The sequence below is a fragment of the Microbacterium sp. CFBP9034 genome, from assembly GCF_034045255.1.
Classification (GTDB): domain Bacteria; phylum Actinomycetota; class Actinomycetes; order Actinomycetales; family Microbacteriaceae; genus Microbacterium.
On record NZ_JAXCWC010000001.1, the window covers coordinates 45,440 to 57,649 of the forward strand.

A 12,210-nucleotide genomic window follows, 5' to 3' on the forward strand; every position below is an offset into this window, starting at 1 on the left:
CTCCTCGAAAGTCACCCAAGTCTATCGGCGCGCCCCGGCGCTCCCTGAGTCGACGCCCGGCCGGTCAGCCCAGCTCGACGGGCACGCCGAGCGGCAGCCAGCGAATGCGATCCTGAACGGACGTCGGCGCCGAGTCGAAGACGCGCGCGGCCGCCTCCTCCTGTTCGGAGAAGTGGCTCCAGCCCTCGACGTGGACGGGCACTGCGACGCCCGGCTCGGCTGCCTCGATGAGTTCCACGGCATCGGCGGCGTCCATCGTGTACGACAGCGGACCGGTGAAGGGGAACTTGACCGCGCCGATGTGGACGAGCGCCACGGCCGGCCGCAGGTGGTCCGCCGCGCGACGCAGACCGCCGTAGAGGACGGTGTCGCCGGTCATCCACAGTCCGGGGTGCGGCTGGCCGTCGAGAGTGAGCGCGAATCCGACGACCGGTCCGACGAGCGGCCGGGTGAACGGGGCGCCGTGACGGCACGGGGTCGCCTCGACCTCGATCGTGGGCTTGCCCTCCCCGCTCAGGATCGTGCGGCCGCCTGCGGCGAGACCGCGCACATCGAGGTGCGAGGTCGCCTTCGCTCCCGCCACCGTGGTCAGGACGGTGGTCGCGCGTGCCAGGGCGGCGCGGCCGGCCTCGTCGAGGTTGTCGGCGTGATGATGGTGACTGAGCAGGACCACGTCGACCTCGCCCACGTCCTCGAGCGAGAGGGCCGGACCGGTCGTCTTGCGTGACGTCGTCCCGAGCGTGAAGGTGTACGTTCCCCCGGCGGGATCGAACGTCGGATCCGTCAGGATGCGCCAGCCCTCCCATTCGATGAGGGCGGTCGGGCCGCCGATCCGGGTCACGCGCATGGGAGTCTCCGAGCTCACTTGATGTAGATCAGGGCGTTGTCGATGAACCGATGACCGGCGACGCTCGCGGCGATCAGCGCGAGCGCCGGCCCCTGGTGCCCCTCGTCGACCGGCAGGAACGTCGTCGGGTCGACGACGCTCAGGTACTCCAGACGGATGCGGGACTCGCCCATCAGCGCCGACTGCGCCGCGGCGATGCAGGAGTCGACACCGCGATCGGCATTCGACGCCGCCGCGTCGAGCGCGGCGGGAAGAAGACCGGCCGCCGCGAGGTCGCGCTCCTCCAGCATCCCGACGCGTGTCGAGACAGGAAGGTCGTCGACACCGCGCACGGTCTCGACGGTGGCGACCTCGACGTCGAGGAAGAGGTCGCGGATCATGCGCCGGACGAGGAAGATGCGCTGCGGATCCCGCTCGCCGTACACCGCCACGTCCGGCTTCACGAGGTTGAGCAGCTTCGCCTCGACCGTGAGGAGGCCGTCGAAGTAGTACGGGCGCGCCCGGCCCTCGTACCGCAGGCCGAGGTCGCCCGCGGTGACCTTGGTCGTGACTGTGCCGTCGGGCAGCATCTCGGACGTCTCCGGCGCGAACACCACGTCCACGCCGAGCGAGTCGAGCAGCCGCTCGTCGTCGTCGGGCGTGCGCGGATACGCCGCGAACGCCGCCGGGGAGGCGAAGCGGAGCGGATTGACGAAGAGGGAGACGACGACGATGTCGGCGACTTCGCGGGCACGGTGGACGAGGTCGATATGGCCGTCGTGGAGCGCGCCGATGGTGGAGATGAGCGCGACCCTGGCCCCCTCGGGAGCTGCGGCTCTGGCCTCGGCCAGCCGGGTGCGCAGCCCGTCGATGGTGCTGATCATTGATCGATCGTAGCGGTGGGGTCGCCCGGGTCCGGGGACCCCGCGTCGGCGAGCGCGTGGTCGATCGTCGAGTGCACGAGCGCCGAGAGGTAGGCGCCGGGGTTGGGGACGCCGGCCTGGCTGAGCAGGTCGGCCGCCTGGCGCACGATCGATCGGGAGAACTCCGTCGCGGCGCCGACGGCTTCCGCATACGCGGGACGGTCCTCCTCCGCGATGACGACGGGCTCGCAGCCGAGCTCCACCGCGAGCGCCTGGGCGATGGGGAGCACCGGCCCGGGCGCCGTGACCGCGGCGTACGCGGTGCCGAGCTGTCGCAGGTCCATCGAGGTGCCCGCGAACACGACGGCGGGGTGCACGGCCAAGGGGATCACGCCCTGGGCGACGGCGGGGGCCAGGATGCCGGTCCCGAACGCCGGATCCGTGTGCAGCACCAGCTGCCCGGGCTGCCAGGCGCCGACGCCGGCGAGCCCCGCGACGAGGCCCTCGAGCTGGTCGTGCGGGACGGCGACGATCACGAGCTCGCTGCGGCGCAGGACCTCGGGCGCATCGAGCGTCGGCACTCCGGGAAGGATCGCCTCGACGCGCTCGGGGTCCGAGCCCGGTGTGATCCCGACGAGCGCGTGGCCGGCGCCCGCGAGTGCCGCGCCGACCACCGGGCCGACCCGGCCGGCGCCGATGATGCCGATCCCGAGGCGTCCGTCGCGCCTCATCGGGACTGCTCCGCGGCCGTGGGGGGCTCGACCATCGCGGGCCCCGACTCACGCGCCGGCGCGTCGAGCCCGGTCGGCACGTCGGGCCGGGCCGGCACGTCGGGCCCGGCCGGCGCGTCGGGCCCGGCCGGCGCGTCGAGCCCGGTCGGCGCGTCGGGCCCGGCCGGCGTTGCCGAGCCGGCCGGCGCCGCCGGAGTCTCCGGGCCCGCAGCGGGCTCCTGCGCCCAGCGATGCGAGCGATCGCCCGATGCCGCGAGCACGGCGCCACGAGCCACGCCGTCGAAGAGGTCGAGTGCGGCGTCGCGATCGATCGCAGCGAGGTGGGCGTACACCGGGCCCGTCACCACGTGCCCGCGCACGGACGCGACGCGCGACATCCGATCGAGAGGACCCTGGTGCAGTCCCAGGCTCTGCAGGCGCGCGAGGGGCAGGATCGTGAGGCGCCGCCAGATGACGCCGCGGCGCAGCAGCAGCAGGTCGTCGGTGAGGCGGAAGCCGTTGCGGCGGTACGAGAACGGGCGGATCCACCGCGCCCGTCGTGGAGTGTTCGTGAAGGTGTCGCCCTCGCCCGGGCCGAGGATGCCCTGCTGCACGATGAGGGTCCACTCCTCGTCGGGCACGCCCGGCTGCAGCAGGCGGAGGACGCGCTCGACGTCGGCCGCCGTGCCCACCGGGAGCACCGTGGTGAACTGGTCGGTCGTGCTGTCGGTGGCGCTGCGCCCGGTGAGGCGGTTGATGCGGATCGTCCACCAGCCGGCCGGGCGCCACAGGATCGGCTGGCTCACCTCGACGGCGTGCACGCGCCCCGGCGGGACGATCTCGGTGATGGTGGTGAGCAGCCCGAAGGTGATCCTCACACCGTCCGGCGTCGGCGCGATCGAGTAGCGCAGCGACCGCATGATCGAGCGCGCCCAGTACGCGGCGAAGCCGATGATCGCCGGGACGAATCCGAGGAGCAGCCAGGTGATGCCCTGCGAGATCCCGATCCCGATCGCGATGGCGGCGACGATCAGTCCGACGGTCGAGGTGCTGACGATGTGGGATGCCACGAGCCGGCCGAGCGGGATGTTCACGACCGAGTCCGGCACCTCGACCGGTGCCTCGGGCCCCTCGATGAGCCCCGTGAGCTCGCGGCCGACGGTCTGCCCGAGCGCGGCGACGCGACCTCCGGTGCGGACCGGCTCGCCGGAGGCCGCGGCATCCGACAGCCGTCTTCCCGAGGCCAGGCGCAGGATGTCGGCCCGCACCGCTTCGGCATTCGACGTCGACAGGTACTCGAGCTTGACGTTCGCGTCGGTGCCGGCGCCGACGACCTCGAGCTTGGCCATGCCCAGCAGCCGCGCGATCATCGGGCGCGTGAGGTTCACACCCTGGACGCGATCGAGCGGTGCGCGTCGCTGCGTGCGGAACAGGATGCCGCTGCGCACCTCGACGTCGACGTCGGTGATGCGGAAGGTGTGGAACCGCCACGACGTGTAGAAGATGGCCACGAGCACGACGAGGACGCCCAGCACCGCGAGGACGGCCACGAGGTACAGGTTGTTGGCGATCACGAAGTCGATCGGGTCGCCGCCCTGCCACTCGTCGTCGCTGAACTCCTCCTCGAGCTCGGGCGCCAGGTCGGGGGCGAGCCACGGCAGGAACAGCACCACCAGGCGGTCGCGGAGGTTCGCCACCACGATGCCGATGACCACGAGCAGCGCCAGGCCGCCGCGCAGGAGCGGCGTCAGCGGGTGCAGCCGGTGCCATTCGCCGTCGCTGAGCGGCGAGCGCACCAGCTCCGGCGGGGGAGCGTCGGGCGAGAGGGCCGGATCGGTCATAGCCCTGTGCGCCGGCTCTCCGCGACCTCCACGAGGTGATCGCGGAGCGTCTCGGCGGTCTGCTGCTCGAGCCCCGGGATCACCACCCCGGTCGCGGCGGCGGCGGTCACGAACTTGAGCTGCGCGATGCCGAAGCCGCGGTCGAGCGGACCGTGGGTGATGTCGATGAGCTGCATGCGGCCGTAGGGCACCGCGACGAAGCGCTGCCACAGGATGCCGCGCCGGAACACGAGGTCGTCGTCGCGGAGCTGGTAGCCGATCGCGCGCGCCTGACGAGGGAGGATCGCGAGGGTCCAGACCAGGATGGCGGTCATGATGCCGCCGGGAATCCACGCCCAGGTCTGGTGCATGAGGAGCGTGAGCACGAGCGTCGCGGCCACCACGACGAGCAGGAACGAGCCGGTCGAGATGAACTGCACGCGCACGTACTTCGGAGAGATCTGGTGCCACCGGCCGGCCTCGAGCACGAGGCGGTTCTCGGACCGCGGCTCGACGAGCCCGTCGAAGGTTACTCCAGTCGCGTCAGTGACCGTGGATGCGGGGCGTGAGTCCGGGGTCGGCGCCTCCGGGCTGTTCGTCATCGTCGTCCTTCCGGATGGTGCAGAGGTGTTCCGCGACCAGTGCGGCCGCCACGAGGAGGGCGCCGCAGACGGCTGTCGCGATCACCGTCGCCAACGAGCCTAGCGACGGTGCGGCGGGACGGGTGCCGACGAACAGGAGGAGGCCGACGGCCAGGCCGCCGAGTGCGGCGCCGACGATGCTCGACGCCTTCGCGAGCATCGCCACACGCAGCGCGCGGAACGGGTTGACCGCCGCGGTTCCGGTCCCGCGGGTCGCGCGGCGGATCGGCATCGCCAGGATGAGGACGATCGCGCCCAGTGCCACGAGCAGGATGGGCAGGCTCACGAGCGGCGTGAACGTCGGGCGTCCGGACGAGGTCAGGATCTGGTCGAGCAGGAACCCCGCGGCGACGCCGAGCAGCGCCGCGACGATCAGGATGCCGGGTCCGGTGCGCTTCACCGTTCTCCCCGCAGCCGTGCGAGGGCGGCGTCGACCCGGCCGACGCCGGGGAGCGTCGCCTCCGGATCGACCGAGAGCCAGGGAGCGAGCACGAAGTCCCGCTCGACCGCGCGCGGATGCGGCAGCAGCAGGCGCGGGTCGTCGCTGCGCACGTCGCCGTACGCGATGAGGTCGAGGTCGAGGGTGCGATCGCCCCAGTGCTCGCGCCGGTCGCGGCCGTGCCGCTCCTCGATCGCATGCAGGTAGCCGAGCAGCACAGACGGGGCGAGCCGCGTCGTGACGATCGCGACGGCATTGAGGTAGGCGGGGGCCGAGGCATCCGGCCCGTCCGGCTTCAGCGCGACGGACTCGATCGGCTCGGACACCCGCACGGCGCCGACGAGCGGCACGCGCGCGAGGTCCTCGATCGCCGCCTTCATCGTCGCCGCGCGGTCGCCCAGGTTCGCGCCCAGGGCCACGACGGCATCGACCGAGGCGCGGGTGGCGGGCACGACGTCGCCGGCGTACCCCTCGGCGAGGCGGCGGCTCATCGGGCGCCTCGCGCACGTTCGATGGTCACCGAGACGTCCGAGAACGACAGCGGGATGGGGGCGTCGGGCTTGTGCACCGTCACGCGGACCCTGTCGACGAGGCCGAACCCGAGGAGGTGCTCGGCGATGCGGGCGGCGAGCGTCTCGAGGAGGTTCACCGGCTCGCCCGCGACGATCGCGGCGATCTGCTCCGCCATCTCGCCGTAGTGCACCGTGTCGGCGACGTCGTCGCTCGCCGCCGCGGCCCGGGTGTCCACGTGGAGCACAACGTCGACCACGAAGTCCTGGCCGACGCGGCGCTCGTCGTCGTACACGCCGTGGCGACCGAAGACGCGAAGTCCGGTCAGCGTGATCTCGTCGGCGATGCCCATCGGCTCTCCCCTTCCCAGCTGCTCGCGATGACCAGCGCATCCCGCGAGGCGGCGACATCGTGCACGCGCACCCCCCACGCGCCCGCCTGCGCGGCGAGCACGCTCGTCACGGCGGTGGCCGCATCGCGTCGCTGCTCGTCGACCTCCTCGGCCGGCCCGGCGTCGCCCGCGAGCGCCTCGGCGAGGAACCGCTTGCGGCTCGTGCCGACGAGCACGCGATGGCCCAGTCCGACGAGCCGCCCGGTGCCGCGCAGCGCGGCCCAGTTCTGCTCGCCCTGCTTGCCGAACCCGATGCCCGGGTCGACGATCACGCGCGACGGCGGGATGCCGGCCGCGGCCGCCGCCGCCACGCGCTCGCCGAGCTCGGCCAGCACCTCGGTGACGACATCGGCGTAGGCGGCTCGGGCGTACATCTCGGCCGACGGGCCGCGCCAGTGTCCGAGCACGATGTCGGCCTCCGTCGACGCGACCGCGGCCAGCATCTCGGGATCGGCGAGGCCGCCCGACACGTCGTTCACGATGCGGGCTCCCGCCTCGACGGCGGCGAGAGCGGTGGCGGCGTTCATCGTGTCGATGCTCACGACCGCGCCGGCGGCGGCGAGCGCTCGCACGACGGGCAGAACGCGCTCCTGCTCGACGGCGGGGTCGACCCGCTCCGCACCCGGACGCGTCGACTCCCCGCCGACGTCGAGGATCGCGGCGCCCTGCGCGCGAAGACCGAGCCCGTGCGCGACGGCGGGCTCGGCATCCGCGTACCGCCCACCGTCGCTGAACGAGTCCGGAGTGACGTTCACGATCCCCATGATCAGGGTCATTCGCGACTCCCGAGCAGTGCGATCAGCTCGGCCCGTGCCGCGGGGTCGGCGAGCTCGCCGCGTGCGGCGATGGTGACGGTCGAGGCATCGGCCTGCTGCCCGCCCCGCATGGTCACGCACTCGTGCGTGGCATCGAGCACGATCAGCACGCCGCGGGTGTCGAGGGAGGTCGCGATCACATCGGCGATCTGCTCGCCGAGCCGCTCCTGCACCTGGGGGCGCGACGCCAGGATGTCGACCACCTTCGGCAGCGCGCCGAGGCCGACGACCTGCTCGCCCGGCAGGTACGCGATGTGCGCGTGCCCGCGGAACGGCAGCAGGTGATGCTCGCACACCGAGCGGAAGCGGATGTCGCGCATCATGACGGCGCCGGACGGGAGGGTCTCCGGGGCGGGGCCGCGCGTCACGGAGATGGTGCGCGCGAGCGGAGCCGCGGCATCCTCTCCCACACCGGCGAAGAATTCGGAGTACGCGTCGGCGACGCGCTCGGGCGTGAGCCGCAGCCCTGGGCGGTCGGGATCCTCCCCGATCGCTTCGAGCAGCTCACGCACGAGCGCGGAGACGCGCTCCCGGTCTACGGCCACGGGCCGAGCCTACGCGGTCGCGGGCCGGGCCTGACCGGTCGGGCGGCGCTGCGGAGCCTTCTCGGCCGTCGGCTGCTCGGCCTCGGTCTGCGCCGCGGCGCCCACCGGCTCGGGACGCACCGGCACGTCGACCGGCGGGAGCAGCGAGATCGGGCGCTGCTCGCTCGAGAGCCACTGCGGCCGCGGGGCCAGACGCTGCACGTCCTTGAAGATGTCGGCGAGCTCGAGGTGGTCGAGCGTCTCCTTCTCGAGGAGCTCGAGCGCCAGCTTGTCGAGGATGTCGCGGTTGGCGTTGATGACCTCGTACGCCTCGTTGTGGGCCTGCTCGATCAGCGCGCGCACCTGAGCGTCGACGCGCTCGGCGACGCGCTCGGAGAAGTCGCGACCGTGACCCATGTCGCGGCCCATGAAGACCTCGCCCGAGGACGACCCGAGCTTGACCGGGCCGACGTCCATGGTCATGCCGTACTCGGTGACCATCTTGCGGGCGATGCTCGTCGCCTTCTCGATGTCGTTGCTGGCGCCGGTGGTGGGGTCGTGGAAGACGACCTCCTCGGCGACGCGGCCGCCCATGGCGTAGGCGAGCTGATCCTGGAGCTCGTTGCGGGTGATCGAGTACTTGTCTTCCAGCGGGAGCACCATCGTGTAGCCGAGCGCCTTGCCGCGGGGAAGGATCGTGACCTTCGTCACGGGGTCGGTGTGGTTCATCGCCGCCGCCGCGAGCGCGTGTCCGCCCTCGTGGTAGGCCGTGATGAGCTTCTCCTTGTCCTTCATCACGCGCGTGCGGCGCTGCGGGCCGGCGATCACGCGGTCGATGGCCTCGTCGAGGGCGCGGTTGTCGATCAGCTGCGCGTTGGAGCGGGCGGTGAGCAGCGCGGCCTCGTTCAGCACGTTGGCGAGGTCGGCGCCGGTGAAGCCCGGCGTCTTGCGCGCGACGACCTCGAGGTCGACGCCGTCGGCCAGCGGCTTGCCGCGGCCGTGCACCTCGAGGATCTTCGTGCGGCCCTTGAAGTCGGGGGCGTCCACGCCGATCTGACGGTCGAAGCGTCCGGGACGGAGCAGGGCGGGGTCGAGGATGTCGGGGCGGTTCGTCGCCGCGATGACGATGACGTTCACCTTCGGGTCGAAGCCGTCCATCTCGACCAGCATCTGGTTGAGCGTCTGCTCGCGCTCGTCGTGCCCGCCGCCCATGCCGGCGCCGCGGTGGCGTCCGACCGCGTCGATCTCGTCGATGAAGATGATGGCCGGCGAGGTCTCCTTCGCCTGGTTGAAGAGGTCGCGCACGCGGCTCGCGCCGACGCCGACGAACATCTCGACGAAGTCCGAGCCCGAGATCGAGTAGAACGGCACCCCGGCCTCACCGGCGACGGCCCGCGCGAGCAGCGTCTTGCCGGTTCCGGGAGGGCCGTACAGCAGGACGCCCTTGGGGATGCGGGCGCCGACCGCCTGGAACCTCGACGGGTCCTTCAGGAAGTCCTTGATCTCCTCGAGCTCCTCGATGGCCTCGTCGGAGCCGGCGACGTCCTGGAAGGTGACCTGCGGCATCTCCTTGGTCACGAGCTTGGCTCGCGACTTGCCGAACTGCATGACCTTGCTTCCGCCGCCCTGTGCGCTCGAGAGCAGGAACCAGAACAGCAGGCCGAGCAGCAGGATCGGCAGCAGCAGCGAGATGAAGCCGTCGAACCAGGTCGCGCGCGGCACAGCGTCGTTGAAGCCGTCCTTCGGCTCGGCGGCGTTGATCGCGGAGACGACCTCGTCGGCGCGCGCCGTCACGTAGTAGAACTGGACGTCGCTCGAGCCCTCGTAGTCCTCGGACAGCTCCATGTCGACCCGCTGGTCGCCGTCGGTGTTGACGACCTTGGTGACCGTGCTGCCCTCGAGCAGCTCCAGCCCCTCCTGCGTCGAGATCTGCTTCGCCCCGTTCAGGCTCGAGATGAGCGAGAACCCCACGATGAGGAGGAACCCGATCATCAAGACATAGAAGAGCGGGTTGCGGGTGATCTTCTTGAAATCCATGGTGCGGGCGCGAGCCCGATCCCTTCGTCGACGAACCGCCTGCGAGGCTCAGGAGGCCGCGGCGACGGTGAATTCAGGGTATCGCGGGGCTCCTATGCCCAGTCTGTGCATTCGCCCGGGGCGTAATCGCAGGGAGCTGGGAGCGCTCAGCTGTAGACGTGCGGCGCGAGGACCGCGACATCCCGCAGATTGCGGTACTTCTCGGCGTAGTCGAGGCCGTAGCCGACGACGAACTCGTTCGGGATGTCGAAGCCGACGTACTTGCAGCGCACCTCGACCTTCGCGGCGTCGGGCTTGCGCAGCAGGGCGAAGACCTCGACCGATGCGGCGCCGCGCGACTCGAAGTTCTCGAGGAGCCAGCTGAGCGTCAGGCCGGAGTCGATGATGTCCTCGACGATCAGCACGTGGCGGTCGTGGAGGTCCTCGTCGAGGTCCTTGCGGATCTGCACGACACCGCTCGACTTCGTGCCGGCGCCGTACGACGACACCGCCATCCAGTCCATCGGCGCAGTGATGCGGAGGGAGCGCGAGAAGTCGGCCATGACCATGATCGCGCCCTTGAGCACGCCCACGAGCAGCAGGTTCTTGCCCTCGTAGTCGGCCGACACGCGTTCGGCGACCTCCTCGAGCTTGGCGAGGATCTGCTCCTCGGTGACCAGAACCTGGGTGATCTCGCTGGAGACCTCTGCCGCGCGCATGGTCAGAGTCTAGGCGGACGCACCTTCGGGCCCGTCAGCCCCCTGGGCGACGAACTCGAGGCGTCCGCCGACGCGGCGCGCGCGGCATCCGGGCAGGTCGATCGGCCCCTGCCCCGACCAGTCCGTGACCAGACGGGCCACCTCGAGGGTCTGCGCCCGGGTGAGGCTCTGGTGGAACTCGCTGGCGACGATCTGCCGGATGATGCGGTGCCGCAAGGCGGCGGGGTTGGCGGCGAGCGCCGCGACGGAGACGGAGATGCCGGCCTCGGCGTGCTCGACGATGTCTTCGATGGTCTCGTCGATCATGTCGTCGAAGGCCTCGGCGTCCTCGCGCAGCTGGGCCGCCGTGCGCGCGAGCGCCTCGGCGATCCCCGGCCCGAGCTCGGCTTCGAGCACCGGCAGCACCTTCTCCCGCACGCGCACCCGGGCGTAGCGGGCGTCGGCGTTGTGGGGGTCGTCCCACGGTTCGAGCGCCTCGGCCGCGCAGGCCGAACGGGTCGTCGCGCGGCGGACGCCGAGCAGCGGGCGCAGCAGGGCGATGCCGTCGACATCGGCGCCCGTGTCTCCCGACGCGGCCGACGGCGCCTCGACGCCCAGGGGTCCCGCCACGGCCATCCCCTGCAAGCTGCTCGCGCCTGCGCCCCGGGCCAGCCCGAGCAGCACCGTCTCGGCCTGGTCGTCGAGCGTGTGTCCGACGAGGACTGCACGGGCGCCGACGCGGCGGGCCACCTCGAGGAGAGCGGAGTAGCGCGCGTCGCGGGCAGCGGCCTCGGGCCCGCCTTCGACACCGACCGCGACGGGCACGACCACGGCCTCCAGCCCCAACGCGCTCGCGGCGGCGGCGGCAGAAGCGGCGACCTCGGACGACCCGTCCTGCAGGCCGTGGTCGACGGTCACCGTGATCACGCGCAGGCCGAGCTTGGGCGCCTCGAAGGCGGCGGCGGCGGCGAGCGCGAGGGAGTCGGCGCCGCCGGACAGGCCCACGAGCACGGTGGAGTCGGCCGGGAGTGCGCTCAGTGCGCGGCGCACGGCCAGGCGCACCTCGGCAACCGCGGGGTCGAGACCGGGACGGTGCTGTTCCACGAGCCCACGGTACTCGGACCGTGAGTGTCACAACTCCTCCCGGCATCAGGCCGCTTCGGGTCCGGCCGGCGCGTCGCCGCCCTCACGCGCGTCCCAGGCGGAGTTGTGACACAGCGGCAGCAGCCGATGCGGGGACCGGGCGGGGTCGCGGCCGGCACCCCGGGCGCCCGCGCGACCGCCGCCGCAGATTCAGGAGACACGCCGCACCGGACCCTCCGCAGCCCCGCGGACGGCGCTCTCCTCCTGAATCCTGCACGGCGACGGCCCGCGACTAGGCTTGTCGCGGCATCCCACCGTCTTTCCGAAGGAGCACCAGCATGGGCGCGTACGACGCCGTCATCGAGATCCCGCGCGGCAGCCGCGTGAAGTACGAGGTCGACCACGGCACGGGCCGTGTGTTCCTCGACCGCATCCTGTACACCGCCTTCGGGTACCCGACCAACTACGGGTTCTTCGAGAACACGCTCGGCGAGGACGGCGACCCGCTCGACGTGCTCGTGCTGCTCGACTTCGACCTCGCGCCCGGCGTGCTCGCGAGCGTGCGTCCGGTCGGCGTCCTGAAGATGAGCGACGAGGCCGGCGGCGACGACAAGGTCGTGGCCGTGCTCGCCAAGGACCCCCGTTGGGCGCACATCCAGGACGTCAACGAGATCCCGGAGTACACCCGCAAGGAGATCGAGCACTTCTTCGAGCACTACAAGGACCTCGAGCCCAACAAGTGGGTCAAGGTCGACGAGTGGGCCGGCGCCGCCGAGGCCGAGCGCCTCGTGGGCGAGGCCTTCGACCGCTTCAAGGAGCACGAGGGCGAGACCCGCACCCAGGGTGAGGGCGTCGCGCCGAACACGCTCTGACG

At 71.9% G+C, this 12,210-nt stretch carries 14 protein-coding genes; 1 reads left to right on the forward strand and 13 read right to left on the reverse strand.

Features of this window, described 5'->3' with window-relative positions; translation table 11 throughout:
- Nucleotides 1-64: 64 nt before the first annotated feature.
- The 13 genes from SOM19_RS00190 to tilS form a co-directional block, all read right to left on the reverse strand.
- Nucleotides 65-847, reverse strand: a complete 783-nt coding sequence (locus SOM19_RS00190) for an MBL fold metallo-hydrolase (RefSeq protein WP_320484540.1) — start codon at nt 845-847, stop codon at nt 65-67.
- Between the two features lie 14 nt (nt 848-861).
- The gene (gene panC, locus SOM19_RS00195) at nt 862-1,710 is read right to left on the reverse strand and encodes a pantoate--beta-alanine ligase (protein WP_320484541.1); all 849 of its coding nucleotides are present in this window, start codon (nt 1,708-1,710) and stop codon (nt 862-864) included.
- Nucleotides 1,707-2,420, reverse strand: a complete 714-nt coding sequence (locus tag SOM19_RS00200; RefSeq protein ID WP_320484542.1) for a Rossmann-like and DUF2520 domain-containing protein — start codon at nt 2,418-2,420, stop codon at nt 1,707-1,709. The genes panC and SOM19_RS00200 overlap by 4 nt, the downstream gene beginning before the upstream one ends.
- Nucleotides 2,417-4,240 carry a PH domain-containing protein gene (locus tag SOM19_RS00205; protein ID WP_320484543.1) on the reverse strand — a complete coding sequence of 608 codons (1,824 nt, stop codon included), beginning with the start codon at nt 4,238-4,240 and terminating at the stop codon, nt 2,417-2,419. Before SOM19_RS00205 ends, SOM19_RS00200 begins: the two co-directional genes overlap by 4 nt.
- Nucleotides 4,237-4,821, reverse strand: coding sequence for a PH domain-containing protein (locus tag SOM19_RS00210; RefSeq protein ID WP_320484544.1), 585 nt, complete (start codon nt 4,819-4,821; stop codon nt 4,237-4,239). The genes SOM19_RS00205 and SOM19_RS00210 overlap by 4 nt, the downstream gene beginning before the upstream one ends.
- Nucleotides 4,763-5,260 carry a DUF3180 domain-containing protein gene (locus SOM19_RS00215; RefSeq protein ID WP_320484545.1) on the reverse strand — a complete coding sequence of 166 codons (498 nt, stop codon included), beginning with the start codon at nt 5,258-5,260 and terminating at the stop codon, nt 4,763-4,765. Before SOM19_RS00215 ends, SOM19_RS00210 begins: the two co-directional genes overlap by 59 nt.
- Nucleotides 5,257-5,790, reverse strand: coding sequence for a 2-amino-4-hydroxy-6-hydroxymethyldihydropteridine diphosphokinase (folK, locus tag SOM19_RS00220; protein WP_320484546.1), 534 nt, complete (start codon nt 5,788-5,790; stop codon nt 5,257-5,259). The genes SOM19_RS00215 and folK overlap by 4 nt, the downstream gene beginning before the upstream one ends.
- On the reverse strand, nt 5,787-6,161 hold the full coding sequence (gene folB, locus SOM19_RS00225) for a dihydroneopterin aldolase (RefSeq protein WP_320484547.1): 375 nt from the start codon (nt 6,159-6,161) through the stop codon (nt 5,787-5,789). The genes folK and folB overlap by 4 nt, the downstream gene beginning before the upstream one ends.
- On the reverse strand, nt 6,134-6,976 hold the full coding sequence (folP, locus tag SOM19_RS00230; RefSeq protein WP_320484548.1) for a dihydropteroate synthase: 843 nt from the start codon (nt 6,974-6,976) through the stop codon (nt 6,134-6,136). Before folP ends, folB begins: the two co-directional genes overlap by 28 nt.
- Nucleotides 6,973-7,560, reverse strand: coding sequence for a GTP cyclohydrolase I (folE, locus tag SOM19_RS00235; protein ID WP_320484549.1), 588 nt, complete (start codon nt 7,558-7,560; stop codon nt 6,973-6,975). The genes folP and folE overlap by 4 nt, the downstream gene beginning before the upstream one ends.
- A 9-nt stretch (nt 7,561-7,569) precedes the next feature.
- Nucleotides 7,570-9,576, reverse strand: a complete 2,007-nt coding sequence (gene ftsH / locus SOM19_RS00240; protein WP_320484550.1) for an ATP-dependent zinc metalloprotease FtsH — start codon at nt 9,574-9,576, stop codon at nt 7,570-7,572.
- Nucleotides 9,577-9,722: 146 nt separating this feature from the next.
- The gene (hpt, locus tag SOM19_RS00245; protein ID WP_320484551.1) at nt 9,723-10,274 is read right to left on the reverse strand and encodes a hypoxanthine phosphoribosyltransferase; all 552 of its coding nucleotides are present in this window, start codon (nt 10,272-10,274) and stop codon (nt 9,723-9,725) included.
- A 9-nt stretch (nt 10,275-10,283) separates the two neighbouring features.
- On the reverse strand, nt 10,284-11,357 hold the full coding sequence (gene tilS / locus SOM19_RS00250) for a tRNA lysidine(34) synthetase TilS (RefSeq protein ID WP_320484552.1): 1,074 nt from the start codon (nt 11,355-11,357) through the stop codon (nt 10,284-10,286).
- 317 nt (nt 11,358-11,674) lie between these two features.
- Between tilS and SOM19_RS00255 the strand changes: the two genes are divergently transcribed.
- Entirely contained in the window at nt 11,675-12,208 is a 534-nt protein-coding gene (locus SOM19_RS00255) for an inorganic diphosphatase (protein ID WP_320484553.1), read from the forward strand.
- Nucleotides 12,209-12,210 lie beyond the last annotated feature (2 nt).

Coding starts and splice junctions, on each gene's coding strand:
- SOM19_RS00190 (WP_320484540.1), bottom strand. CDS start 847: ATGCGCGTGACCCGGATCGGCGGCCCGACCGCCCTCATCGAATGGGAG.
- panC (WP_320484541.1), bottom strand. CDS start 1,710: ATGATCAGCACCATCGACGGGCTGCGCACCCGGCTGGCCGAGGCCAGA.
- SOM19_RS00200 (WP_320484542.1), bottom strand. CDS start 2,420: ATGAGGCGCGACGGACGCCTCGGGATCGGCATCATCGGCGCCGGCCGG.
- SOM19_RS00205 (WP_320484543.1), bottom strand. CDS start 4,240: ATGACCGATCCGGCCCTCTCGCCCGACGCTCCCCCGCCGGAGCTGGTG.
- SOM19_RS00210 (WP_320484544.1), bottom strand. CDS start 4,821: ATGACGAACAGCCCGGAGGCGCCGACCCCGGACTCACGCCCCGCATCC.
- folK (WP_320484546.1), bottom strand. CDS start 5,790: ATGAGCCGCCGCCTCGCCGAGGGGTACGCCGGCGACGTCGTGCCCGCC.
- folB (WP_320484547.1), bottom strand. CDS start 6,161: ATGGGCATCGCCGACGAGATCACGCTGACCGGACTTCGCGTCTTCGGT.
- folP (WP_320484548.1), bottom strand. CDS start 6,976: ATGACCCTGATCATGGGGATCGTGAACGTCACTCCGGACTCGTTCAGC.
- ftsH (WP_320484550.1), bottom strand. CDS start 9,576: ATGGATTTCAAGAAGATCACCCGCAACCCGCTCTTCTATGTCTTGATG.
- hpt (WP_320484551.1), bottom strand. CDS start 10,274: ATGCGCGCGGCAGAGGTCTCCAGCGAGATCACCCAGGTTCTGGTCACC.
- SOM19_RS00255 (WP_320484553.1), top strand. CDS start 11,675: ATGGGCGCGTACGACGCCGTCATCGAGATCCCGCGCGGCAGCCGCGTG.